Annotated in this window: 27 protein-coding genes and 2 tRNA genes; 7 read left to right on the top strand and 22 right to left on the bottom strand. The window is 46.5% G+C overall.

Annotation, left to right across the window (positions count from 1 at the left end; translation table 11 throughout):
• Positions 1-42: 42 nt before the first annotated feature.
• Positions 43-516: a thioredoxin gene (trxA, locus tag BQ7394_RS14795; RefSeq protein ID WP_075558140.1), complete on the bottom strand. Its 474-nt coding sequence runs from the start codon at positions 514-516 to the stop codon at positions 43-45.
• Positions 517-706: 190 nt separating this feature from the next.
• Between trxA and BQ7394_RS14790 the strand changes: the two genes are divergently transcribed.
• Positions 707-791: transfer RNA gene (locus BQ7394_RS14790), tRNA-Ser, on the top strand.
• Positions 792-991: 200 nt separating this feature from the next.
• Here BQ7394_RS14790 and BQ7394_RS14785 read toward each other — a convergent pair.
• Positions 992-1,585, bottom strand: a complete 594-nt coding sequence (locus tag BQ7394_RS14785) for a sugar O-acetyltransferase (RefSeq protein ID WP_075558139.1) — start codon at positions 1,583-1,585, stop codon at positions 992-994.
• Positions 1,586-2,096: 511 nt separating this feature from the next.
• On the opposite strand from BQ7394_RS14785, the gene BQ7394_RS14780 reads away from it, so the two are divergent.
• Complete coding sequence (locus BQ7394_RS14780) at positions 2,097-2,618, top strand: methylated-DNA--[protein]-cysteine S-methyltransferase (RefSeq protein ID WP_075558138.1); 522 nt, start codon at positions 2,097-2,099, stop codon at positions 2,616-2,618.
• 15 nt (positions 2,619-2,633) lie between these two features.
• Here the strand turns inward: BQ7394_RS14780 and BQ7394_RS14775 are convergent, their stop codons facing one another.
• The 5 genes from BQ7394_RS14775 to BQ7394_RS14755 all read right to left on the bottom strand — a co-directional run bounded on the left by BQ7394_RS14775 (position 2,634) and on the right by BQ7394_RS14755 (position 5,889).
• Positions 2,634-3,401, bottom strand: coding sequence for a GNAT family N-acetyltransferase (locus BQ7394_RS14775; RefSeq protein WP_075558137.1), 768 nt, complete (start codon positions 3,399-3,401; stop codon positions 2,634-2,636).
• A 7-nt stretch (positions 3,402-3,408) separates the two neighbouring features.
• A complete protein-coding gene (locus BQ7394_RS14770; RefSeq protein ID WP_075558136.1) occupies positions 3,409-4,254 on the bottom strand; it encodes an AraC family transcriptional regulator in 846 nt (281 codons plus the stop codon).
• A gap of 107 nt (positions 4,255-4,361) precedes the next feature.
• Complete coding sequence (locus BQ7394_RS14765; RefSeq protein WP_075558135.1) at positions 4,362-4,889, bottom strand: signal peptidase II; 528 nt, start codon at positions 4,887-4,889, stop codon at positions 4,362-4,364.
• Between the two features lie 3 nt (positions 4,890-4,892).
• Positions 4,893-5,480, bottom strand: coding sequence for a GrpB family protein (locus BQ7394_RS14760; protein WP_075558134.1), 588 nt, complete (start codon positions 5,478-5,480; stop codon positions 4,893-4,895).
• 19 nt (positions 5,481-5,499) lie between these two features.
• On the bottom strand, positions 5,500-5,889 hold the full coding sequence (locus BQ7394_RS14755; protein WP_075558133.1) for a VOC family protein: 390 nt from the start codon (positions 5,887-5,889) through the stop codon (positions 5,500-5,502).
• Positions 5,890-6,085: 196 nt separating this feature from the next.
• On the opposite strand from BQ7394_RS14755, the gene BQ7394_RS14750 reads away from it, so the two are divergent.
• On the top strand, positions 6,086-6,970 hold the full coding sequence (locus BQ7394_RS14750) for a D-isomer specific 2-hydroxyacid dehydrogenase family protein (RefSeq protein ID WP_075558132.1): 885 nt from the start codon (positions 6,086-6,088) through the stop codon (positions 6,968-6,970).
• On the opposite strand, the gene BQ7394_RS14745 is transcribed toward BQ7394_RS14750, so the two are convergent.
• The 4 genes from BQ7394_RS14745 to BQ7394_RS14730 all read right to left on the bottom strand — a co-directional run bounded on the left by BQ7394_RS14745 (position 6,953) and on the right by BQ7394_RS14730 (position 9,064).
• A complete protein-coding gene (locus BQ7394_RS14745) occupies positions 6,953-7,741 on the bottom strand; it encodes an aspartate dehydrogenase domain-containing protein (protein WP_075558131.1) in 789 nt (262 codons plus the stop codon). The two genes, BQ7394_RS14750 and BQ7394_RS14745, sit on opposite strands and share 18 nt — an antisense overlap.
• A gap of 64 nt (positions 7,742-7,805) precedes the next feature.
• On the bottom strand, positions 7,806-8,231 hold the full coding sequence (locus tag BQ7394_RS14740) for a GNAT family N-acetyltransferase (protein ID WP_075558130.1): 426 nt from the start codon (positions 8,229-8,231) through the stop codon (positions 7,806-7,808).
• 20 nt (positions 8,232-8,251) lie between these two features.
• The gene (locus BQ7394_RS14735; protein ID WP_075558129.1) at positions 8,252-8,668 is read right to left on the bottom strand and encodes a DUF3788 family protein; all 417 of its coding nucleotides are present in this window, start codon (positions 8,666-8,668) and stop codon (positions 8,252-8,254) included.
• Positions 8,669-8,725: 57 nt separating this feature from the next.
• Entirely contained in the window at positions 8,726-9,064 is a 339-nt protein-coding gene (locus tag BQ7394_RS14730) for a DsrE family protein (RefSeq protein WP_075560046.1), read from the bottom strand.
• Between the two features lie 171 nt (positions 9,065-9,235).
• Between BQ7394_RS14730 and BQ7394_RS14725 the strand changes: the two genes are divergently transcribed.
• Together BQ7394_RS14725 and BQ7394_RS14720 are read left to right on the top strand one after the other, a co-directional pair.
• Positions 9,236-9,529, top strand: coding sequence for a type II toxin-antitoxin system HigB family toxin (locus BQ7394_RS14725; RefSeq protein ID WP_075558128.1), 294 nt, complete (start codon positions 9,236-9,238; stop codon positions 9,527-9,529).
• Between the two features lie 41 nt (positions 9,530-9,570).
• Positions 9,571-9,936 carry a helix-turn-helix domain-containing protein gene (locus BQ7394_RS14720; protein WP_075558127.1) on the top strand — a complete coding sequence of 122 codons (366 nt, stop codon included), beginning with the start codon at positions 9,571-9,573 and terminating at the stop codon, positions 9,934-9,936.
• On the opposite strand, the gene BQ7394_RS14715 is transcribed toward BQ7394_RS14720, so the two are convergent.
• Both BQ7394_RS14715 and BQ7394_RS14705 read right to left on the bottom strand, forming a co-directional pair.
• On the bottom strand, positions 9,914-10,153 hold the full coding sequence (locus BQ7394_RS14715) for a helix-turn-helix transcriptional regulator (protein ID WP_075558126.1): 240 nt from the start codon (positions 10,151-10,153) through the stop codon (positions 9,914-9,916). The genes BQ7394_RS14720 and BQ7394_RS14715 overlap by 23 nt on opposite strands.
• 592 nt (positions 10,154-10,745) lie before the next feature.
• Positions 10,746-11,102 (bottom strand): winged helix-turn-helix transcriptional regulator, encoded by a 357-nt coding sequence (locus BQ7394_RS14705; RefSeq protein ID WP_075558124.1) that lies wholly within the window; start codon positions 11,100-11,102, stop codon positions 10,746-10,748.
• Positions 11,103-11,267: 165 nt separating this feature from the next.
• On the opposite strand from BQ7394_RS14705, the gene BQ7394_RS14700 reads away from it, so the two are divergent.
• Complete coding sequence (locus BQ7394_RS14700) at positions 11,268-11,795, top strand: DJ-1/PfpI family protein (RefSeq protein WP_075558123.1); 528 nt, start codon at positions 11,268-11,270, stop codon at positions 11,793-11,795.
• Positions 11,796-11,913: 118 nt separating this feature from the next.
• Here the strand turns inward: BQ7394_RS14700 and BQ7394_RS14695 are convergent, their stop codons facing one another.
• Together BQ7394_RS14695 and BQ7394_RS14690 are read right to left on the bottom strand one after the other, a co-directional pair.
• Positions 11,914-12,483, bottom strand: a complete 570-nt coding sequence (locus BQ7394_RS14695) for an ORF6N domain-containing protein (RefSeq protein ID WP_075558122.1) — start codon at positions 12,481-12,483, stop codon at positions 11,914-11,916.
• Between the two features lie 127 nt (positions 12,484-12,610).
• The gene (locus BQ7394_RS14690) at positions 12,611-13,516 is read right to left on the bottom strand and encodes a DMT family transporter (RefSeq protein WP_075558121.1); all 906 of its coding nucleotides are present in this window, start codon (positions 13,514-13,516) and stop codon (positions 12,611-12,613) included.
• 173 nt (positions 13,517-13,689) lie between these two features.
• Between BQ7394_RS14690 and BQ7394_RS14685 the strand changes: the two genes are divergently transcribed.
• The gene (locus BQ7394_RS14685; RefSeq protein WP_075558120.1) at positions 13,690-14,163 is read left to right on the top strand and encodes an Lrp/AsnC family transcriptional regulator; all 474 of its coding nucleotides are present in this window, start codon (positions 13,690-13,692) and stop codon (positions 14,161-14,163) included.
• Between the two features lie 2 nt (positions 14,164-14,165).
• Here BQ7394_RS14685 and BQ7394_RS14680 read toward each other — a convergent pair whose 3' ends face one another.
• The 7 genes from BQ7394_RS14680 to BQ7394_RS25815 form a co-directional block, all read right to left on the bottom strand.
• On the bottom strand, positions 14,166-14,417 hold the full coding sequence (locus tag BQ7394_RS14680; protein ID WP_235848752.1) for a homocysteine S-methyltransferase family protein: 252 nt from the start codon (positions 14,415-14,417) through the stop codon (positions 14,166-14,168).
• 4 nt (positions 14,418-14,421) lie between these two features.
• Positions 14,422-15,537 (bottom strand): AAA family ATPase, encoded by a 1,116-nt coding sequence (locus BQ7394_RS14675; protein ID WP_075558119.1) that lies wholly within the window; start codon positions 15,535-15,537, stop codon positions 14,422-14,424.
• A gap of 11 nt (positions 15,538-15,548) precedes the next feature.
• Positions 15,549-16,244: an RNA ligase family protein gene (locus BQ7394_RS14670; protein WP_075558118.1), complete on the bottom strand. Its 696-nt coding sequence runs from the start codon at positions 16,242-16,244 to the stop codon at positions 15,549-15,551.
• Between the two features lie 7 nt (positions 16,245-16,251).
• Positions 16,252-17,649: an RtcB family protein gene (locus BQ7394_RS14665; RefSeq protein ID WP_075558117.1), complete on the bottom strand. Its 1,398-nt coding sequence runs from the start codon at positions 17,647-17,649 to the stop codon at positions 16,252-16,254.
• Entirely contained in the window at positions 17,625-17,810 is a 186-nt protein-coding gene (locus tag BQ7394_RS14660; RefSeq protein ID WP_075558116.1) for a hypothetical protein, read from the bottom strand. Before BQ7394_RS14660 ends, BQ7394_RS14665 begins: the two co-directional genes overlap by 25 nt.
• A 355-nt stretch (positions 17,811-18,165) precedes the next feature.
• Positions 18,166-18,444, bottom strand: coding sequence for a hypothetical protein (locus tag BQ7394_RS14655; protein ID WP_075558115.1), 279 nt, complete (start codon positions 18,442-18,444; stop codon positions 18,166-18,168).
• Positions 18,445-18,885: 441 nt separating this feature from the next.
• Positions 18,886-19,028, bottom strand: a tRNA-OTHER gene (locus tag BQ7394_RS25815).
• Positions 19,029-19,119: the final 91 nt, after the last annotated feature.

The following is a 19,119-nucleotide window of genomic DNA, read 5'->3' as shown; positions in this document are numbered from 1 at the left end:
GTTGAAGCCACGTGGTGTATTGCCTACCCACGTGGCTCGAAATTACTTTTTGCCCAACAGGAATCCGTTGATCTGTTCAACGAACTGTTCCTTTGAAAGCGCGCCCTGTGCGATCTGCGGTTTTCCTTTTGCCGGGATGAACAGCAGGGTAGGGATGCTCTGTATGCCGAAAGCGGCGGCCAGTTCCTTCTCGTTGTCGACATTGATCTTATAGATGACGATGTCGTTCTTATACTCTCCGGCCAGTTCCTTCAGGATGGGAGAAACTTTCTTGCAGGGTCCGCACCAGTCGGCGTAGAAGTCTACGATACAAGGCTTCGTGCCTTCGTATACCCATTCCGATTGATTTTTTTCGTAATTATATACTTTGGTCAGGAAATCTGCCTTGTTCAGAACGACTACTTCGCCCTGAGCAGCGACACCTCCCGTTTCATTTTTATCCGATTTGGCAGACATGGAGCAACTGACGAGCAGCAACACGACTGAAATCAGGAATAAATCTTTCAACTTTCTCATATAAAATTTATTACTTCATTGATAATTATAGAATACAAAAATAGCAATAAAACGGATACAACTCCCATCCCTTGCGGTTAAAAGAAAAATATTAGCGTAAAAAGAAAAAAATATCTCCAAAGATTAGGAGATATAAAAATAATCACTACCTTTGCACCGCAATCGAGAGAAAACGATAGCAAAACATATTGGAGAGGTGGCAGAGTGGTCGATTGCGGCGGTCTTGAAAACCGTTGAACTGCGAGGTTCCCGGGGTTCGAATCCCTGTCTCTCCGCGATATAAGGGTGTAAATCAGTTATTTATGAGATTTACACCCTTTTTGCATTCAATATAAGGTCGTGTATTTTTATGTTTTTTAGCCAATAGCCTTTGTGATAAATTCATTTGGAACAAAAATTATAACTTGAATCCTCTACTTTTCTTGGTTCCTCTGTCATGTTGCGTAAACTTTGCCGTAATTTATCAAATTGTTCTTTAAACTATTCTTCTATTTACTTTACAAGGATTTCCAACAGCAAGGCTATTTTCCGGAATTGATTTTGTAACCACACTTCCTGCACCAATCACACTTCCTTTTCCGATAGTCACTCCGGCAAGAATAATGCTGCCGCCACCAATCCATGCATTATCTTCAACTACGATTGGCAGAGCTTTGGTCTTGAAGAACAGCTCTCCTGATTTTTCATCCCAATTATCCACAAATCTTTCCTCGAAATGAATAGGATGAGTAGCAGTGTAAAACTGTACATTGGGAGCAATCAGCACTCTGTCACCAATATGAATATGATTTTCATCCATCATCGTACAGTTATTATTGATGATCGTCTTTTCTCCGATAAAAATATGCTTACCGCATTGACAAGTGAAGTTATAGCCTATGCTCGAATGAATCCCGATGCTTCCTAACATCTTGGAAAGGATTTCTTTTCTTTCCTTTTCTGTGGTTGTTATATCATTCAACACAGATAGATACTTTTGGGTTTTGACTATCATTTCTAAAACTTCTGTATCCAAATAGTTGCAATATTCTCCGGACAAAAAACGTTGGTAGTTGTTTATTTCTTTCATTATTTTGAATCCCGATTTAAGATATATATTATGGTATAAAGGTATGAAAAAAGAGCAATCTTAAAAAAAACATAGGTGTTTTGTTTCTTGAATACGTAAGTATTTTTCATAACCGTCCGGCAGCTTTTTTTCAAAAAGATAGGCTGTGTTTAACAGATGGGTAGGCAGTGCTTTGTAAACGGGTAGGCATTCATTTTCAGGCTTCGTACTTTTTGAGATTTTTTTTTAAATCAGGATTCACCTGATCTGTATTTGTGGTTTAGGTATTGATATTTATAGAGTAACTTGTTGACGCCACCTTAAAAAGCGGCGTCACCTTTCAGTTTTAGCGTGGTGACGCTGGAAAAGAGCTCTGGCGTCACCACATTATTCTTTGAATATCAGAACGTATGTTCTGTATTTTTTTTAGTGACGCCGAGAATCTATCTTATTTTAATTAGAGATTTACCTTATTGCTTTCTTCCTATTAAATTCGTAGATTTGTTGTGAACAAATAAAAACGATACCCTAAATGGAAGAAACTATTCGGATACAGTATTATCAGTCCCCTTGCGGAAAATTGATTATCGGTTCATATGGAGGTAAATTATGTTTATGTGACTGGCTGAATGAGGAGCGTAGAAAGCTGATAGATGCCCGGCTTCAGAAAGAACTGCATGCCGTATATGAGGAAGGTACGTCTGCTATCATTGAAGAGGCAATGACTCAACTTGATGAATATTTCGACCAAAAACGCAATGTTTTCAATATTCCTTTGCTTTTCGCCGGAACAGATTTTCAGAAGAAGGTTTGGAATGAACTGCTGAAAATACCTTATGGGATGACAGAGTCGTATGCCGGGCTATCACAGCGTTTGGGTAATCCCAAAGCCGTACGTGCAGTAGCTGCTGCCAACGGTGCGAATGCCATTTCGATATTTGTTCCTTGTCATCGTATTATTGGCAGCAATCATCAGCTGACAGGTTATGCCGGAGGGCTTGAGGCGAAAAAGTTATTGCTCGAACTGGAATCGCCTGCAAGCTTGTTTGGATAGTTGGTAGACCGATGGCTAAATCCCGACAATCTTCTCGAACCGCTTCTCCATACATACGCTGACGTCGGTCGTAACGAACTTCCCGTTGTAGAAAAGAGTGAACAGGGTAGCCGGGGTAGGAGCGTCCTGTGCCTGTTCCATCGTCTCCAGTTTGATGATTTTCAGCGGTATACCTTTCCTTTCGGCCATCTCTGCCAGCGTACCGCGTACATGAAATTCCGTGAACGGGCAACGGTTGGTGTAATAGACGACCGCGCCGTTCTTCTCCTCGCATTCCCCGCTTCGCACGCTTGCCCTGAACGACGGGTCGGGGGCTTCGGAGTCGATTTTCAAAGCCAGCAGGCTGAAACCGTCAGGCAGCTTCTCAACCGTTTGGAAACCTTGGCGCAAAAGCCATTTGGTGTCGCTCATAAAATGGAACTTGGAGGTGCCCGCTACGGTGACCAGCCCCGCCTTTCCCTGTGCCCTGGCATCGTCGATGGCGGATTGCAACAGGGCCTTTCCGTGCCCGCATCCTTTGTACTGCCCTGAAACCCAGAAGCAGTTTATCATCAGATAACCGGGGGCATCGACGGGAACCCATGCCTTTTCGGCGGGAACATATTCGATAAATACCTTGGCGCGTTCGTCGAGACGGCGGAATACGTATCCGTTATCGAACTCTTTCCTGAGCCATTCCTTTTTCAGCTCGTAACTTTCCTTGCATTTCTTGTCGGAGAAGGCGCAGCAGATATGTTCGGTTGCGATGTTTTCCTTCGTCAGGGTGATGTATTTCGTTTCCATGATGATTTTATTTTATGGGTATGTAAATCTTGGTTAGAGCCGCTTCGCTGTCCGTCCCGGTGTAATGGATGTATTCCTCGAAAGGCATCCCGTGGCGGATGGTGTGGTTGAAGCTGACGCTGATGTTGTTGTAAAACTCCTGCAGGCTGGAATAACTGCCTTTCAACGTATAAACGGCATATTTCCCTTTCCGCAGCCGGAGTGTGCCGAAGACGCCTGCCGCTTCGACCGGCTTATCCACCGTTGCACAGGCGTAGAAGCGGCATTGTCCGGCTGTGGTGACGTTCGGATCGTCGAAGCTCAGGCCGATGAAGCGGGTGGCGGCGGATAGTGCCTGCTTTTCTTCCAGGAACTTTATCAGCTTGTTCCAGGCCGTTTCGTAAGGCTTTTCCTCCCCGTATTGTCCCACGATGCGGATATAAATCAGATTTAGGTCTTCCTCCTCGCAGATTTCCGAAGGGACGGTTTCGTATTTGCCACCGCTGCTTTTCACATATTCCTGCAAGCGGGCGTTCAACTCGTTGATATAGGCTTTCGGCGAGATTCCGAACAGCTTCCTGAAGGCTTTCGAGAACGATTGCGGATTGTCGTAGCCTACCCGCGCGGCCAGCTCGGCAAGCGTCATCTCCTCCGTCTGCATATACATGATGGCCCGTTCCATCCGCTGCCTGGCCATGTAGGCATAGAGGGATTCGTCGAGGGCGGAGCGCATGATGCGGAGCAACTGCCGCCGGGATACACAGATCCTTCCGGCTATAACGTCCAGTTGTAACGGCTGGTGCAGGTTAGCGCTGATGTAATCGATTACCTGGTTTACCTTTTCCTGATAGATATTTTCGGTACTGCTTCGCATGCTTCTGATTCTTTAGCGACAAAAGTAGGCAATCTATACTGACCGGGAGTTGTCCAATCCGGCCAAATTCGTTTTCGTTTCGATTGCCTCCTGTGCGTCTGTCTCTTCTATCTGTTACGGAGATGGTTGAAGACGTCTTTTATTTTTAATGTCCTTACTTTTTCCCTGTGCTTGTGTACATATATAAGAAAGAAAACGGTAAAAGTATTTAAGTATATATCTTTCAGGTCGAAAATAAACAAGGGTTTGAGGTAGATGAAATCCAATACCCCCTTTTCCCAGACGATATTGCCGAGCAAAGCACAGATAATCCCCGCTGTTTGGAAGATGATGGCAATGTCGAGGAGCTTTGTCTTTTTTGACAGGCTTCTCAATAATACGTATAATGCCAGTATGATACATTCGGCAATGGCGAAGATGACCATGTGTATCCAAAAGTCTATATTGATATTCAGTTTCTGGTTCAGGAGGTAGTTGACGTAGCTGTGTTTGTCGTTGAATACCGGCCTGAACTCGAAGAGCGAAGGGATAATATCGAAATGAGTGTCCATATAAAAATGATAGATCACGATCTTTGTCGCCTGATCGATGAAGATCAGCAGGAGTGTCCACCATATAATCTCTCTGGTTTTCATAATTTATTCTGTTGTTGAAGGATGGGTAATCTGTTCTTTTGCCCGGTTTGTTATTTCGCGGATGAAACCGGTTTTTGCATCGGTGTAGCCGTCGCGGTCATGTTCGTACTCTTTTTGTAGTTTGACTTTCAATTCTCCGTAGGCTTGCGCCGTGTCGGGATGGGAGAGAAGGTAGTCGCGGAAATAGAGTTCGTCCCAGTCGCCGGAGTATCTTATGTGGAGGTGGAAGGCCTGACCTTTAAAGCCTTCGGGGGTATAGCCTTTCATAAACATCATATGAGGAGGCGGATTCCCGGGTTGGGGGGAATAGATGTAACCCTCCGCTTCGATGGTCGGGATGAGGCGGATGAGGTCGGTTTCCAGCTGTATTTCCAGCAATATGTCAATCGTCGGTTTGGCTGTCAGTCCCGGTACGGATGTGCTTCCGATATGGCTGATGCGGACGATATTTTCCGCTCCTACGGCTTTCACGAGGCAGTCTTTTTCTGTTTCGTAACGCTTGGGCCAGTCCCGGTCGTGTGCCGAGAGGATGATCGGGAACAGCTGCCAGAGTTCTTCGTTACTCATTTCGTTCAAATTCTTATTTTTCATGGCGGTAGGGTTGGAAAGGTTATTCCGGTTCGTCCGTATCCAGGCAGAAAGGATGGCCGGAGGGGTCGAGCAGTGTACGGGAAGTTTTGAAGTATTGCTCGCCGGCCAAGCTGGCTCCCAGGCTGAGGGCGTGGCGGACGGCTTCCTCCAGGTCGTCGACGTAGAAGTCGAGGTGGAGCATTTGTCCCTGTCTCCCTTCTTGCCAGGGCCAGACGGGCGGTTCGTATTCTTCTATCTCCTGGAAGGCGATGACCATGCCGGTGGGCGAGGTGATGGCCGACCAGCCGTTTGCCTGCGGGTGTGTCCACTGCCAGTTGAGGAGGCGGCTGTAAAAGGAGGCCATGAGGCCCGCGTCCTTACAGTCGATCACGATGTTGATCCGGTTGATTGTTGCTTGCTTTGTTTCCATGTTTCCAAAGATAAGATAAGTTTTCGAGATATGGAATTTCCGGGAAAGAGATGCTATTCGATGGCATAACAGATGCTTCCCGGCAGCATAACAGATGCGCAAATAGGGGAGAGAAAGGAAGAATGGATGGAAATAGTCTTTTGTTTCTTACCGAAAAGGATTAATTTTGTGAGGAAACAAATAAGCAGAAATATTCATGTTCAATAAACTTGTGGCGATAGAGCCTGTAAGCCTGATTCCGTCAGCAGAAAAGAAATTGCAAGATTTTGCGAAAGAAGTAGTTATGTACGATGACATACCCGCGGGAGATGAAGAGGTGGCTGCCCGTATCGGGGATGCGGACGCTGTCCTTTTGAGTTACACCTCCCGGATCGAACGGGCGGCACTGGAGAAATGCCCGAATGTCCGCTATATCGGGATGTGCTGTTCCCTTTACTCGCCGGAGAGCGCCAATGTCGATATCCGCTATGCCAACGAGCGGGGGATTGTTGTGACCGGTATCCGCGATTATGGCGACGAAGGGGTGGTGGAGTATGTTATCAGCGAGCTGGTTCGTTGCCTGCACGGCTTCGGACAGGAGGCATGGGATGAAATGCCTCGCGAGATCACCGGATTGAAAGTGGGGATCGTCGGGCTGGGTAAGTCCGGTGGGATGATTGCCGATGCCTTGAAGTTCTTCGGTGCCGATGTCGCCTATTTCGCCCGGAGCGAGAAGGAAGAGGCACGTAGGAAAGGTTACCGTTTCCTGCCACTGGGTGAGCTGCTGGCACAAAGCGAAGTGGTTTGCTGCTGCCTGAATAAGAACACGGTCTTGCTGCATGAAGCGGAATTTAAGCAGCTCGGTAATAAAAAGATATTGTTCAATACAGGGTTGTCTCCTGCCTGGGACGAGACCCCGTTTGTGAAGTGGCTGGAAGGCGACAACCTTTGTTTCTGTGATACTGCAGGTGCTTTGGGCAACGCCCAGTTGTTGAGCCATCCGCACGTACGTTGCATGCAGGTGTCGACCGGCCGTACACGCCAGGCGTTCGACCGCCTGAGCGAAAAAGTACTGGCCAACCTCTCAGAATACGATGGGTGAGGTGATATTGAGCAGGGTGTTCACTACCGACCATCCTGCTATCTCTGCCGTTGCGCTGTAGACGTCGATGACGGCATGCACCTGATCGTTCCTGATCTCTACCCACTGGGTATCGCCCGTAAATCCGGGGGTGGACTGCATTGTCACCTCCATGTTCGCTGGTCCTACCGAAGCCCGTGAGGCCGCTACCGTAACATTGACTTTCGTCGGGAAGAGTTGGATGGCTTCCACCGCATTTCCGGAGAAGACGACGCGCTGTTCCGTTTGCAGCGATTCATCGTAGACAGCGGTTCCTTTCAGGGCGTTAGGGCCTTTCTCGTTGAAAAAACGGGCGGTGGCGTTTCCCATCAGGGCGGCAGTCCGCAGCACATCGAAGCCGCCGGTAGCCCCGGAGGCCAGGTAGACACGGGTGCCGTTTGCCTTGGCTGTCTCCGCTACCTCGCGATAAAAGAGGTCGTCGGCCAGCGCCCCGATCGAAAGGGTGACAATGGAAGTGCCGTTTTTCAGTGCAGGCAACGCCAGCTCTTTCATGGCGGCAGGCGAGGCGGCTTCCACCAGATAGTCCGGTTTCAGGGCAAGCAATTCTTCGATGGTCGCACATACCCGGCAAGGTTTCCCGTGTTGTTGCATCCGGGCAGCCAGGTTTTCTGCTTTGGAGACTGTGCGGGAGTAGACCCCCACTAACTCATATTCGGGCAAAATGCCTTTGATTACAGCGTCGGCCACGATACCTCCGAGCCGTCCGCATCCAACAATTACTAACTTTTCCATGCAGGCAAAGGTACTTGATTTTAATCTGATTTCCCAAACGGGACTAGCGAATATGCGAGAGGGGTTATTTCTTCATAGGGAGAAATGTCATTCCGTTGACACTTTGTATCTCGCCTGTGGGTTCGAAGCCCAGCTGTTTGTAGAAAGGAATAGCATATGTGGACGAGTTGACGGTTATTTCGGAAACCGGAGAATCGTTTTCCATATAGTCGAAAAGCTTTTTTCCTATTCCTTTTCTATGGTGTTCCGGTTTGATGAAGAATAACGAAATATGTTTCCCGTTGTTCTTCGTTCCCAGGATACCGATAAGTTCGTTCTGTTCAAAAGCCCCGTAGATGGTCAGTTCGTCCATGAGCTGTTCATTGTAAATAAAACTTTTGAAACTCTCCAACCCTTCGTCGTTGAAGTCCGACCGGCCACAATGGATATATACATCGAGTGCGAGGTCGGTTGCTGTGTTGTATGCTGTTTTTTCTAGCTTGCGTATCATTTTGTTGTTTATCCGTGCGTTTATTTTAATCCTTTTTTGAAAAGTATCATCGATAAGGCATCCTTCACCTGCTCTTTTTCGGTGATGGTAACGGTCATAGGGATGAGTTTTCCGCTGGGTTTGGCCCGGTAGAATTCTTCTTTGATGCTTTCCGTAATTTCCATTCCGGCGATACGGTCCAGGTGTTTTTCCGTGAAGTAGGAAGTGACTTTGAAAAAGCTCTGGTAGACAACCAGCCAGGCAAGGTTTTTCTTCTTCGACAGAACTTTGCATAACCAGGCCTTCCCGTCGTTGTAATAGTTCCATTCGAGTGTCAGGTCGGCGGCTGCGGCCGATGCGCTGAATTCTTCGAATGCGGGAAAACTAGCCTTCAGAACGTCGGCGATGACTTCATTAGTGGGGAAAACGTTTTTGTCTTTTAAAATCAGAGGTTCCATAATGTTGTGTATTTCGGTGTATAAAATAAAGAGAATTGTATAAGGATATGTCGCCCGTTAAAGGGTCAATATTTTTTCTCCGTTCTTGAGATATTCGGTTAGCGGGGCTCCCATGTATCTGACGGTAACACCCAGTTTCTCGATGATTGGCTTCACTTCGAACCTTTCGCAGCAGTCCTGGCAGGCTTCGACGGTGACGCCTGCTTGAAGCATTTCCAGGATTTCCGTCTGCACCTGCGTATCCTGGGCGGCGAGCTTAACGGAGGCTCCCCAAAGGATCACGTTCACTTCTTTCCACCAGCCTCTCTTTTTGGAGTTGAGGGTGTACATCGATAACATATTGAATATGGTGTCTTTATTGTCGGTTGTCCAGAGAATGTTTAATTTGTCGTTCATAATAAGATGATTTATGTATATGGTTATGTCGATTCGCAAATGTATATAAAAAATAGAATTAAATACTCCTTGAGGGATAATCTCTACTCTTAAGGGAAAACACTTTTGCATATTGGAAAAATATTTTGTTATTTGGAATAAAGTGAGTAGCTTTGTTGCAAATAATTAATCATGAGAATAATCACATTTGCAGCCATAAGAGAATATTCTAAGAAACATGCTGATGCAGATGTCGCTTTGAGAGATTGGTATAAAAAGACGGAAAGAAGCGATTGGTCATGCCTGGCAGATGTAAAGCAAACATTCAATAGTGTTGATTTTGTGGGCAATGACCGATTTGTTTTTAATATAAAAGGTAATGACTATAGATTGGTTGCTATCATATTATTTGCTGTCAGAAAAGTTTTCATTCGCTTTATAGGCACACATAATGAATACGATAAAATAGATTGTTCTAAGATATAGTATTTTGCATTAGTGAGACACACTTTAAACTGTAGATAAATATGGCAAAGATAAAAGATAAAAAACAGTATGATGCAGCCTGTGCAAGAATAGAAGAACTGCTGAAGGTTGTAAATAACAATACACCTACTGATAACAAGAATTTCCTTGAACTGGATTTGCTTTCGGACTTAGTAGCCGATTACGAAGAAGAACATTTTCCAGTGGAAACCCCTCTTCTGGTAGATGTACTTAAGCTTCGTATGTATGAAATGAATCTTACCCAGACAAAGCTCTCAGAGTTGTTGAGTGTCAGTCCTTCCCGGATTAGTGAGTATCTTTCCGGTAAATGTGAACCGACATTAAAGGTAGCCAGAGATATAAGCCGGAAATTACATATTGATGCTAATATTGTTTTGGGTGTGTAATCTCTTCAACTTCATTCAATTCGAAAATAGCTTCGACAGGAACATTGAAGTACCGGGCAATCTTTAATGCAAGGATAGTTGAAGGAACATATTTACCTGTTTCGATGGTATTTATGGTTTTGCGGGTAACCCCGATGGCAATGGCCAGTTCTTCCTGGCTGATATTTTTCATTGCCCGGTATACTTTTATTTTGTTATTCAGTTCTTTACTCTCCATCCGGTTATTGTTTATTCTGGATTAGCCAGTATACATTTACTGTGATAACGGCAATAAGCAAGAGGATCATGCAATACATCTTGACCGATAAGTGGATATAATCATCCAGAAAATAAATGAGTATTACGCCTGTGGAAATAGCAAATAAACCTCTAGCCTGTGCCTTGTAAGCAAAACTTTGGTACATTTCGTTACCCAAAGCATTGGATAACTCTTTGTTGTTCTTGATTTCCCGGCGGAGAAACAGACTTTTAATCGTTGCATAAATGAACAATAAGCCGAAAATCGCCGAGAACGTACTACTGATATTAATAACTAATTTACTGAAAGGGAGATGAGCAATAATCCCTCCGATTATCCAAAACCCAAAGCCGATGGACTGTAATAGGATTAACTTTAATCTTGCCTTCTCTGTTTTTCGATGATAGATGCTTCCATAATGATGAATGTGTTAACTAGTGTTTATTGATATAACCCTTAGGTTTTATAAAGTAACCTATGGGTTACAAATATAAGTACTTATTATGAAATTATCTATCTTTCTTCCTCTTTTTTATCTAGCCTTTTCTCCCGGCAGTGATGAGAGTTTTATTTACCTGTTTGTGACCGTCTCCCGGCTGGTCAGAATCTCGTCCATATGTCCGAGTGCCCAATCTACCAGGTTCTGGATATGAGGCATGAGCGTCGTGCCCATTTCCGTGAGGCAATATTCCACGCGGGGCGGCACTTCGGGATAGACTTTGCGGTGCACAAGGCCGTCGGATTCGAGGGTACGGAGCGTGACGGTCAGCATCCGTTGTGAGATATCGTCGATGGTCTTGTGGATGTCGCTGAAACGCATCGTGCCGTTCGCACTCAGTGTAGTCAGGACCAGCATCGACCATTTGTCGCCAAGCCGGCTGAGGACGTCCCGGACCGGGCAATTTCCTGTAGGATGAAAATTTTTCATTTTCTTTATTTTCGTATGAAGTTGAAACTCAATAATGGTTACCTGCGTGTAAGTAGCTTATTCCGAGGTGCGTTCTTGTTTCTTTCGCCCGGATCGTCTACATTTGCTGCACAAAGGTAATAAACTTACGAAAGGTAACTATTGTTTCACTTAATAATTACAATTATGTCAAAGAAAGTAGCAGTTTTAGCAGTAAATCCGGTGAACGGATCAGGGTTGTTCCAGTATCTGGAAGCATTTTTTGAAAACGGAATTTCTTATAAGGTGTTTGCTGTTGCCGAGACGGCAGAGATCAAGACAAATTCTGGTATCAAGCTGATCGTGGATGATGTGATCGCCAACCTGAAAGGGCATGAGGACGAGTTCGATGCGCTGGTGTTCGGTTGCGGCGATGCCGTTCCGGTGTTCAGCGAAAATGCCGACAAGCAGTACAACCAGGATATGCTGGCCGTTATCAAAGCCTTTGGTGATAAAGGCAAGATCATGATCGGACATTGTGCCGCCGCGATGATGTTTGAGATCGCAGGCGTTGCGAAAGGAAAGAAAGTGGCCGTTCACCCGTTGGCAAAGCCTGCCATCCAGTCTGCCCAGGCTACCGACGAAAAATCCGAGATAGATGGTAATTTCTACACAGCACAGTGCGAAAACGCTATCTGGACGATGCTGCCGCAGGTGGTCGAGGCACTGAAGTAATCCGTTCCTCTTCGTCCGAACGCTTGGATGAAGAAGGTATCTAAATGGAAATCAGCTAAACGTCGGGGAAAGGTTATTCGGGTAAGATACACCATCCCCGTACGTTTTTATGAGTAAATTATTTTGGCTTCACAAAGCCTACCGGGTTACGTGGCTTATCTGATAGTGTCTTTTGTACTTGCAATTCAGCCAGTGTTTTATTGATTAATTCAAGTTGTATCCGGGTATCTTCGTTGATGTCGTTGTAATCGGTGAACGTCTCTTCGATATATTCTTTCAGGTCTTTTATTTCCTGCTTAAGCGCTGTGAACTTATCTGTCGTAGGATTCAATATTTGGTGACGGACTGCAACAAAAGCTCGCATAATACCTCTGTTTATCTCTATTGAAATCTTTGAATTAAGAACACTGCTAAGCATTGCCACTCCTAACTCTGTAAAAGCAAAAGGCATGTATTTAAAGTTGCTTCCACTCCCTTTGTTCAAGGTGCCAATTTGGCATCTTGAAAGTTCTTCCTTTGTAAGTTCAAACATAAAGTCCTCGCCTTCAAAGCGTTCAATGTTACGTCTTACTGCCCGTTTTAATTGTCCGGTTTCAGTTCCGTACATTTCAGCTAGATCTTTGTCCAGCATCACTTTTTGACCTCTTATTTCATAGATCTTACTTTGGATTAATTGTATTTCGTTCATAGTTAAGATATTTTTATGATTAATCTTAGTGGCGTAAAGATAACCATTATTTGTTTTCAGTATGCTTAAAGCCTTATTTTTTATTCTCTGGTAGGATTTTAAGACTATGAGGTGCTAAAATTGCACCTCAAACTGAGACATTTTTAAAATGAAACCCCCTCTCCGCAATATAAACCCCGCTCAGGATAAAGACCGATCCGATCAGGGCGATCACTGTGATGATTTCGTCGATCACGATGGCGGAAGTGATCAGCGTCACCAGCGGGACAATATAGATATAGTTGGCCGTGCGGAACGGACCCAGCTCTTTGACTGCCGTGTTCCACATGATGTAACAAAGCATCGATGCTACCACACCCAGGAACAGCAGGTTAGCTGCAACGACCGGGCGGAAGAGTATCGCCGTATCCGTATTCAACGGATGGAACAGGAACATCGGGGTTAATGTGACAAGCCCGTAGAAAAACACCTTCCGGGTAATCAGCAATGTCGGATACCGGTTCCCCATCTGTTTCAGTATCAGGCAGTAAAACGCCCACATCAACGCTGCGATCAGCGTTAACATATCCCCCAGTGGATTGATCTTCAGTAGAAAACTACCGTTGAACACGACAAACGCCACCCCGATCAGCGCCATGACCGAGCCGTAGATCAGATTCGGTTTGATCTTCTCCCCGCGGTAAAACAGGAGCGAAAGAAACGCCGTCAGGATAGGAGCGGTGCAGATGATGAGCGACACGTTTGAAGCCAGCGTGATCCCCAGTGCCGTATTTTCGGTAATAAAATAGATCGATCCCCCGCAAAGTCCGGCGGCTACGAACATAAGCTCATCCCGTTTACTCCTAGCGAACAGCACCTTGGGCGAAATAAACCAGATGCAGACATAAGCCAGCGCGAAACGGTAGAAAAGAATGTCGACGGGAGACAGTCCGTTATGAATCAGGATTTTTGTCGAAACGAAAGTCGTACCCCAGATAATAACCGTGATGATTGCGATCAGATGATACCAGTAAGTCAGATTATTCTTTGCCATATTTTTATGAATTTCTATTAACAATGGAGGAAAATGGTTCCGCAAATATATGTATTAAGTAAATAGGTTCTGTATATTTGTTGAAAATAAGGAATTATTCCTATATTTGGGTTCTATACAGGATAATGTGTGTTTTGGGAATATCTTTTACAACGAAAATAGGAAAAAATACTATGGCAACACTGGATCAGATCGATATTAAAATTTTACAGGCTTTGCAGAATAATGCCAAAGTGAATATGAAAGAGCTTTCGGCGGAGCTGAATATCTCGAAAACGCCTGTCTACGAACGGGTGAAAAGGCTGGAAGAAGAAGGCTATATCAGGAATTATGTCGCCCTGGTGGATAATAAGAAGGTAGGACTTCCGCTCGTGGTTTTCTGCAACGTCTCGCTGGCGGTGCACAACGATGAGCATATCCAGCGGTTCAAAGCAGAGATACAAGAGATCGACGAGGTGATGGAATGTTATTCGATCGGCGGCATCTACGACTTCTTTCTCAAGGTGGTTGTTAAAGATCTGGCCGCATACGACCAGTTTGTCTTTAACAAGCTTACCAAAGTAAATGGCATCGTCAAGATGCAAAGTTCGTTCGTGTTGAATGAGATCAAGCATACAACCGCCTTGAAGGTGGTGCCGGGTGAATGAAACTATCCGGTGCGGCGCGACAGGATATCGGCAAACTCTTTCAGGTGCGAGCCGTCGGTTCCGCAGCAACCGCCACAGATCTTCAGCGGGAAATCCCATAATAAAGTCATAAGGCGGTCTGAAAGTTCGGCGGCGGTCGACGATTGCAGGCAGGAGCAACCGTTCAGTTCCTCGGGACTGAGACTGGATGCGTTCGCCTGGATACCGTTGAAGCGCGTTCTCACCAGTTCCGTATCGTTCATCGGATGCGACAAAGCTTCAAAGAGGACATCCCTTATAAATCACTTCGTGCGCCTCTGTCTGTTGAGGAACTTCCAGTTTTCCGAGCATGATATCCAGCACCCCATCCGGCAGGGGATAAGGGCGGTTGCTGTTTTGTTGACGCCAGACAGCATACGGTTGTTCGATGTAAACGATTTTCACCTGCGCCCCGTATCCGGTAAAGAGGTCGATCAGCTGCGAGCGCATCAGCCTGGTGATGTTTGTTGCGTTCCAGATGAAATCCTGCCCCTTACGGAGATACGAACGGGCTTCCTCCTTCGCAGCCTGGATAACCCAGCCGTTCCCGGACTTGTCGGTCGGGGATATTTTATGCTTGCGACGTAGGGCGTCGAGACTGACGACCGGAAGATCGGGACTGTACGTTCCGATATAATGGTCTTTTCCCATTCCCGGTAATCCGGACAGGAGCGTCACTTCACATTTGAAGTCCTCAAAAGGGATATAGTCGACATAACTTTCCGGAGTGTTGAAGTAATGGAACCGGGCAGCAGCTGAGGCAAACGGACGAGGTTTACCCCAACATTGCTGTTCCTTGCAGAACCATTCGAACAGTTCGAGCGACTCCATCAGCTCATCGGCGTCATCGCATATCCGGCCTTGTACATCCGCCTGCGCCAGCATCTTCAACAAACGGGTGTCGATGCGCAAAGCGACTTCCAGTATCTTCCTGGCCGGGTCCGGCTTTTCCATCAACCATAAAGGCAGTCCGTGGAAACGTACCAGCGATGCAATCTGCTCGCGAAGTCCGAACGGTGTCGGGATATCGCGGAAGAGCAACGTACGTGCTGTATATTCGCCTTTCCGGGCATGGCCATTGGCAGAGATGCGTCCACCGCCCTCGTCGACGGAAGTCGAACGTTTTTCCACGTCGTGAAGCAAGGCGGCAGCCCAGAGTATTTCCTGTTCCTGCTCCGGTAGTGCCTGGTAGGCAGGCTGTGCAGCCAACTTTTCCAGCACCATGCGGGTATGGACTGCGACGTCTCCCTCTGCATGGTGGCGGGTATGTTGGGCCACCTGCCGCATGTCGGCTACCCAGGAAAATTGACTTTCCAGGGCGGTCCATTCTTTGTTATTCGTTATTTTCCAGCTCATTTGATCTTTTTTTAATAGTTTGTTTCCCAAACCAAGCGGGCGCGTTTCCAGTTGCGCGTCCAGTGTTCCTCGGTTTTTACGTGTCCCTTGCGTACATATTTAAAGACGTTACGGGCAAAATCGGCAACGGGATATTCGTTGATATTCCGGCTGACTACTCCTTCGCGGGTGCAATCCTTTTCCGTCAGTACGTCGCGCGAACCAAACAGGCTGGGTTCGTGCGCCCAACCGATTATCTGTTGGCGGAGTGTTTCTTGCGATAGCTCTTTCACCTCTGTGACAGCTAGTTCGGGAACGGTCGGAAAGTCGAACAGGGCTGCATAGAACTTTACCTCTTCCCACGAAAGCCATTTGTCGTGGTGACGTACGGCAAAGATATAATAATAACTCTCCAACCATTCGTATTCGATGGAATGTACGGCATAAAGATTTTCGCCGAATAGCTCGATGTCGCCTAAATCCCTTTTGATCAGCTCCCAACGTTCACGCAGTTGGCTGGTCCAGGGGGAGGTTGTCGGTGCAGCGTGCGAACGGGCGAAGATGCCGGATCGGCTCAAACAGTTGTTCTCTCCGTCGAGTTTCTCGGTATGCACCAGGGTTTCTATCTGTTGAATATCCTCCCAATAGTCGTGATTGATGCGGTCGTCGCTCGTCGTTCCGGGTGAAAACGGATAATGGTAGGTACGACCATATTTCTGTGATAACATAATTTTCTTACTCTTTATTCATTCTTACTATCCGGGGTATGAACCTGCCGTGGATATCGACGAGCGATTCCTGGGCGGACATAACCCGTTCCATATCTTTATATGCCAACGGCATTTCCTCGACACTTCCGCCGATCAGTGTCACGCCCGCTTGCGAAAGGAGCTTTTTCATGGCGGATTGTGTGAACTGCTCTTTGGCTTTCTGTCTCGACATCGCCCTGCCTGCTCCGTGGGATGCGGACGAGAGCGATTCGATGGCTCCACGTCCACAGACCAGGTAACCGGGAGTAGCCATACTGCCGGGGATCAGTCCGGGTTGCCCTTTTCCGGCAGGAGTGGCTCCTTTACGGTGGACGATGGCGTAGCGGTTGGGTGAAATCTCTTCCCGCCAAGCGAAGTTATGGTGATTGTTCACGTTGGCGAGTGGCTTGAAACCGAGTGCTTTGGACAGGTTGTGATGTATCTGTTCGTGGCAGGCGCGGGCATAGTCGCCTGCCAGGTTCATGCTCATCCAGTATTCTTGTCCGGCTTCGCTGTCGAGGTCGAGCCACGCAAAATGCTGGGCTTCGCGCGGCAGTTTGCATACTTCGCGGGCGATGTCGCTGTACTGCCGGGCGATGGCTGCTCCCATACCGCGCGAACCGGAGTGGGAGAGAAGTGCCAGGTAATTTCCTTCCGGCAGGTTGAGGACGTTATCCTCCGCTAGCTCCATTTCGCCGAACTCGACGAAATGGTTACCGCCACCCGATGATCCCAACTGCCGCACTGCCTTTCCTTGCAGCATGCGGAGCAGGGGTGTTTGCCGAAATTCTTTCCGGTCTAGCACCTCGTGCTCCTGTGCGAACGGCAGTCCTCCGTTCATGCCGAAATGGGTGTATTCCTTCAGCGCTTCCCTGATCTGATGGGCATAGCGTTTCAGGCTTTCCGCCTTAGCATCAAAGACGGTCATATTCATCCGGCAACCGATATCTACGCCTACGGCATAGGGGATAACAGCGTTTTCAACCGCCAGCACACCACCGATCGGCAGCCCGTAACCGGCGTGTGCGTCCGGCATCAGGGCACCGGCAACGGCTACTGGCAGACGCATCGCCAGTTCCATTTGCTGCCTGGCAAGAGGGTCGATGTACTTCTTCCCGTATATCCTGAATACTCCCGGTTCGTCCGCCAGGTCGTATGTGGTGAAGTTATTTTCTTCAACCGCAGGGGAGAAATGTTCTGCCAGTTGTCTCCAAACGTCGTTATCCTTATACTTTTCGGGGTACTCCAACAGGTCGCTTAGCAGGGAGAGGATGGCTTCCTTGCTGTTGTGCTTACAGTGTCTGTTGATGATATTGATTGCTTTGCTGCGTGCCACGTTGTTGGTATATCCTATCTTACTTAAATCTTTTGTCCGTATTTCCATAATTCTTTTTCTGTGTTATATTCTTCCACGATCTCGTGGATTGGTTTCTCCACCCGGCACAGACTTTTGTCGAATGCCGTGTGGATACGCCTTGTCTTCCAACGTGTTGAGGGCTGGTTGTTCTCGAAGATGAGTGTAAACTCATCTGTATGATTGCCCATAACAATTGAATTGTTCCGATATGACAGGGCCGGGAAAGGATATACTTTTTCCTTTCAGTTCTGACGTATCAGTCTGTGAAATAAAATGTTTGATATGATTGTGGGACTAATTAACCTATGTGAGTCGTATTATAAGTTGTATTAGATAAAAGACATGAGTTACAAAGATCCTTCCTCCCGAAGAACCAACTTAGTCCCGATTTCCGATTGTTATTTCTGTTCCAGCATATTTGTACCCTTTCTTTCAGTTTAGGGTTTGTACTAAATTTCGGTGCAAAGATAATAGCAGTTTTCGAATTAACAAATATTTGTAGCAAAAAGAAGAAACATTTAGAATCCGGATCTTTTCCAAATATCAGAAAGAGAATATTTTTAATATGATCCATAATAGGATAAAGGCGGCAAGAGTAGCCAGTAAAATCACATATTTTATTTGTGAGAAGTACCTTTGTTCATCCTGTTCGCGTTCTTTCACCTGCCGGTTGATCCGGTCGAACTCTTCGGCACTGATGTCCGGGAGTTGGGAAGAGTACTTTGCACGGGTGTCTTTTCCCCGGTCACGGAGTTGTCTGAGCATCTCCCGATCCTCTTTGTTCCTTCGTATCATATCGAAAACATGACCAGCAAAACTCATAAGCCTCTCTTTTTAAAGGATTCGTTTATTGCCTGCTAAAATACGAAAAAAAGCAGGAAAGAGCAATTACTTCAGCACCTGTTTTTATAATTTCCTCGGCAAGAAACTCCAGTTCCCTGCCGAAGAAACTCCAGTTCCCTGCGCAGAGAATTCTAGTTTCCAAATAGAGAAACTACGAGGAAACTGTAATTGATTTATAATTATTGCTTTGTGCTTTCTCTCTTTCTGTAGACAAAATATAGAAAAACAGAAGTAACAGGCGATCAGAGAGCGGGGCTGGCATGCCGGAGTCGAACCGGATAGTCTTGCCGATTTTACGACTTCACTATTCCTCCCCTAATAAATGGTAGCCGAAGTATCTCCTTTCTACGACATTCTGTTTTTCTATTGTGAGAAGGCAAGGTTACAGGCAGGAAGAGACTATAAATTTAGCTACGTCCCGAAGGACGGCAGGATTTGAACCTGCAACTGATATGGAATCCGCTTTACCGAAGTAACTCTTCCTTACGACACTTGTCTTACAAAAACGAGGCGACAGACGATAAGGGACTGTTATTCTGCTCTACCCACTGAGCTACATCCCTGTGCAAGACAGGAATGAGGGGAGTCGAACCCCCGACCCGAAGCGTATCATGCGAAGTAACCCTTATCTACGGCACTCGTTTATTTTCTTTC

The organism is Parabacteroides timonensis, assembly GCF_900128505.1.
Lineage (GTDB): Bacteria > Bacteroidota > Bacteroidia > Bacteroidales > Tannerellaceae > Parabacteroides > Parabacteroides timonensis.
The sequence above is the reverse complement of the archived record's forward strand: the minus strand, read 5'-3'. Positions and strand labels throughout refer to the sequence as shown.

Coding starts and splice junctions, on each gene's coding strand:
- BQ7394_RS14700 (WP_075558123.1), top strand. CDS start 11,268: ATGTCAAAGAAAGTAGCAGTTTTAGCAGTAAATCCGGTGAACGGATCA.
- BQ7394_RS14740 (WP_075558130.1), bottom strand. CDS start 8,231: ATGATACGCAAGCTAGAAAAAACAGCATACAACACAGCAACCGACCTC.
- BQ7394_RS14775 (WP_075558137.1), bottom strand. CDS start 3,401: ATGGAAACGAAATACATCACCCTGACGAAGGAAAACATCGCAACCGAA.
- BQ7394_RS14785 (WP_075558139.1), bottom strand. CDS start 1,585: ATGAAAGAAATAAACAACTACCAACGTTTTTTGTCCGGAGAATATTGC.
- BQ7394_RS14715 (WP_075558126.1), bottom strand. CDS start 10,153: ATGGAGAGTAAAGAACTGAATAACAAAATAAAAGTATACCGGGCAATG.
- trxA (WP_075558140.1), bottom strand. CDS start 516: ATGAGAAAGTTGAAAGATTTATTCCTGATTTCAGTCGTGTTGCTGCTC.
- BQ7394_RS14665 (WP_075558117.1), bottom strand. CDS start 17,649: ATGGAAATACGGACAAAAGATTTAAGTAAGATAGGATATACCAACAAC.
- BQ7394_RS14660 (WP_075558116.1), bottom strand. CDS start 17,810: ATGGGCAATCATACAGATGAGTTTACACTCATCTTCGAGAACAACCAG.
- BQ7394_RS14760 (WP_075558134.1), bottom strand. CDS start 5,480: ATGAAAAATAAGAATTTGAACGAAATGAGTAACGAAGAACTCTGGCAG.
- BQ7394_RS14770 (WP_075558136.1), bottom strand. CDS start 4,254: ATGCGAAGCAGTACCGAAAATATCTATCAGGAAAAGGTAAACCAGGTA.
- BQ7394_RS14765 (WP_075558135.1), bottom strand. CDS start 4,889: ATGAAAACCAGAGAGATTATATGGTGGACACTCCTGCTGATCTTCATC.
- BQ7394_RS14705 (WP_075558124.1), bottom strand. CDS start 11,102: ATGAAAAATTTTCATCCTACAGGAAATTGCCCGGTCCGGGACGTCCTC.
- BQ7394_RS14780 (WP_075558138.1), top strand. CDS start 2,097: ATGGAAGAAACTATTCGGATACAGTATTATCAGTCCCCTTGCGGAAAA.
- BQ7394_RS14745 (WP_075558131.1), bottom strand. CDS start 7,741: ATGGAAAAGTTAGTAATTGTTGGATGCGGACGGCTCGGAGGTATCGTG.
- BQ7394_RS14720 (WP_075558127.1), top strand. CDS start 9,571: ATGGCAAAGATAAAAGATAAAAAACAGTATGATGCAGCCTGTGCAAGA.
- BQ7394_RS14670 (WP_075558118.1), bottom strand. CDS start 16,244: ATGTTATCACAGAAATATGGTCGTACCTACCATTATCCGTTTTCACCC.
- BQ7394_RS14690 (WP_075558121.1), bottom strand. CDS start 13,516: ATGGCAAAGAATAATCTGACTTACTGGTATCATCTGATCGCAATCATC.
- BQ7394_RS14725 (WP_075558128.1), top strand. CDS start 9,236: ATGAGAATAATCACATTTGCAGCCATAAGAGAATATTCTAAGAAACAT.
- BQ7394_RS14675 (WP_075558119.1), bottom strand. CDS start 15,537: ATGAGCTGGAAAATAACGAATAACAAAGAATGGACCGCCCTGGAAAGT.
- BQ7394_RS14755 (WP_075558133.1), bottom strand. CDS start 5,889: ATGGAAACAAAGCAAGCAACAATCAACCGGATCAACATCGTGATCGAC.
- BQ7394_RS14655 (WP_075558115.1), bottom strand. CDS start 18,444: ATGAGTTTTGCTGGTCATGTTTTCGATATGATACGAAGGAACAAAGAG.
- BQ7394_RS14750 (WP_075558132.1), top strand. CDS start 6,086: ATGTTCAATAAACTTGTGGCGATAGAGCCTGTAAGCCTGATTCCGTCA.
- BQ7394_RS14735 (WP_075558129.1), bottom strand. CDS start 8,668: ATGGAACCTCTGATTTTAAAAGACAAAAACGTTTTCCCCACTAATGAA.
- BQ7394_RS14730 (WP_075560046.1), bottom strand. CDS start 9,064: ATGAACGACAAATTAAACATTCTCTGGACAACCGACAATAAAGACACC.
- BQ7394_RS14695 (WP_075558122.1), bottom strand. CDS start 12,483: ATGAACGAAATACAATTAATCCAAAGTAAGATCTATGAAATAAGAGGT.
- BQ7394_RS14685 (WP_075558120.1), top strand. CDS start 13,690: ATGGCAACACTGGATCAGATCGATATTAAAATTTTACAGGCTTTGCAG.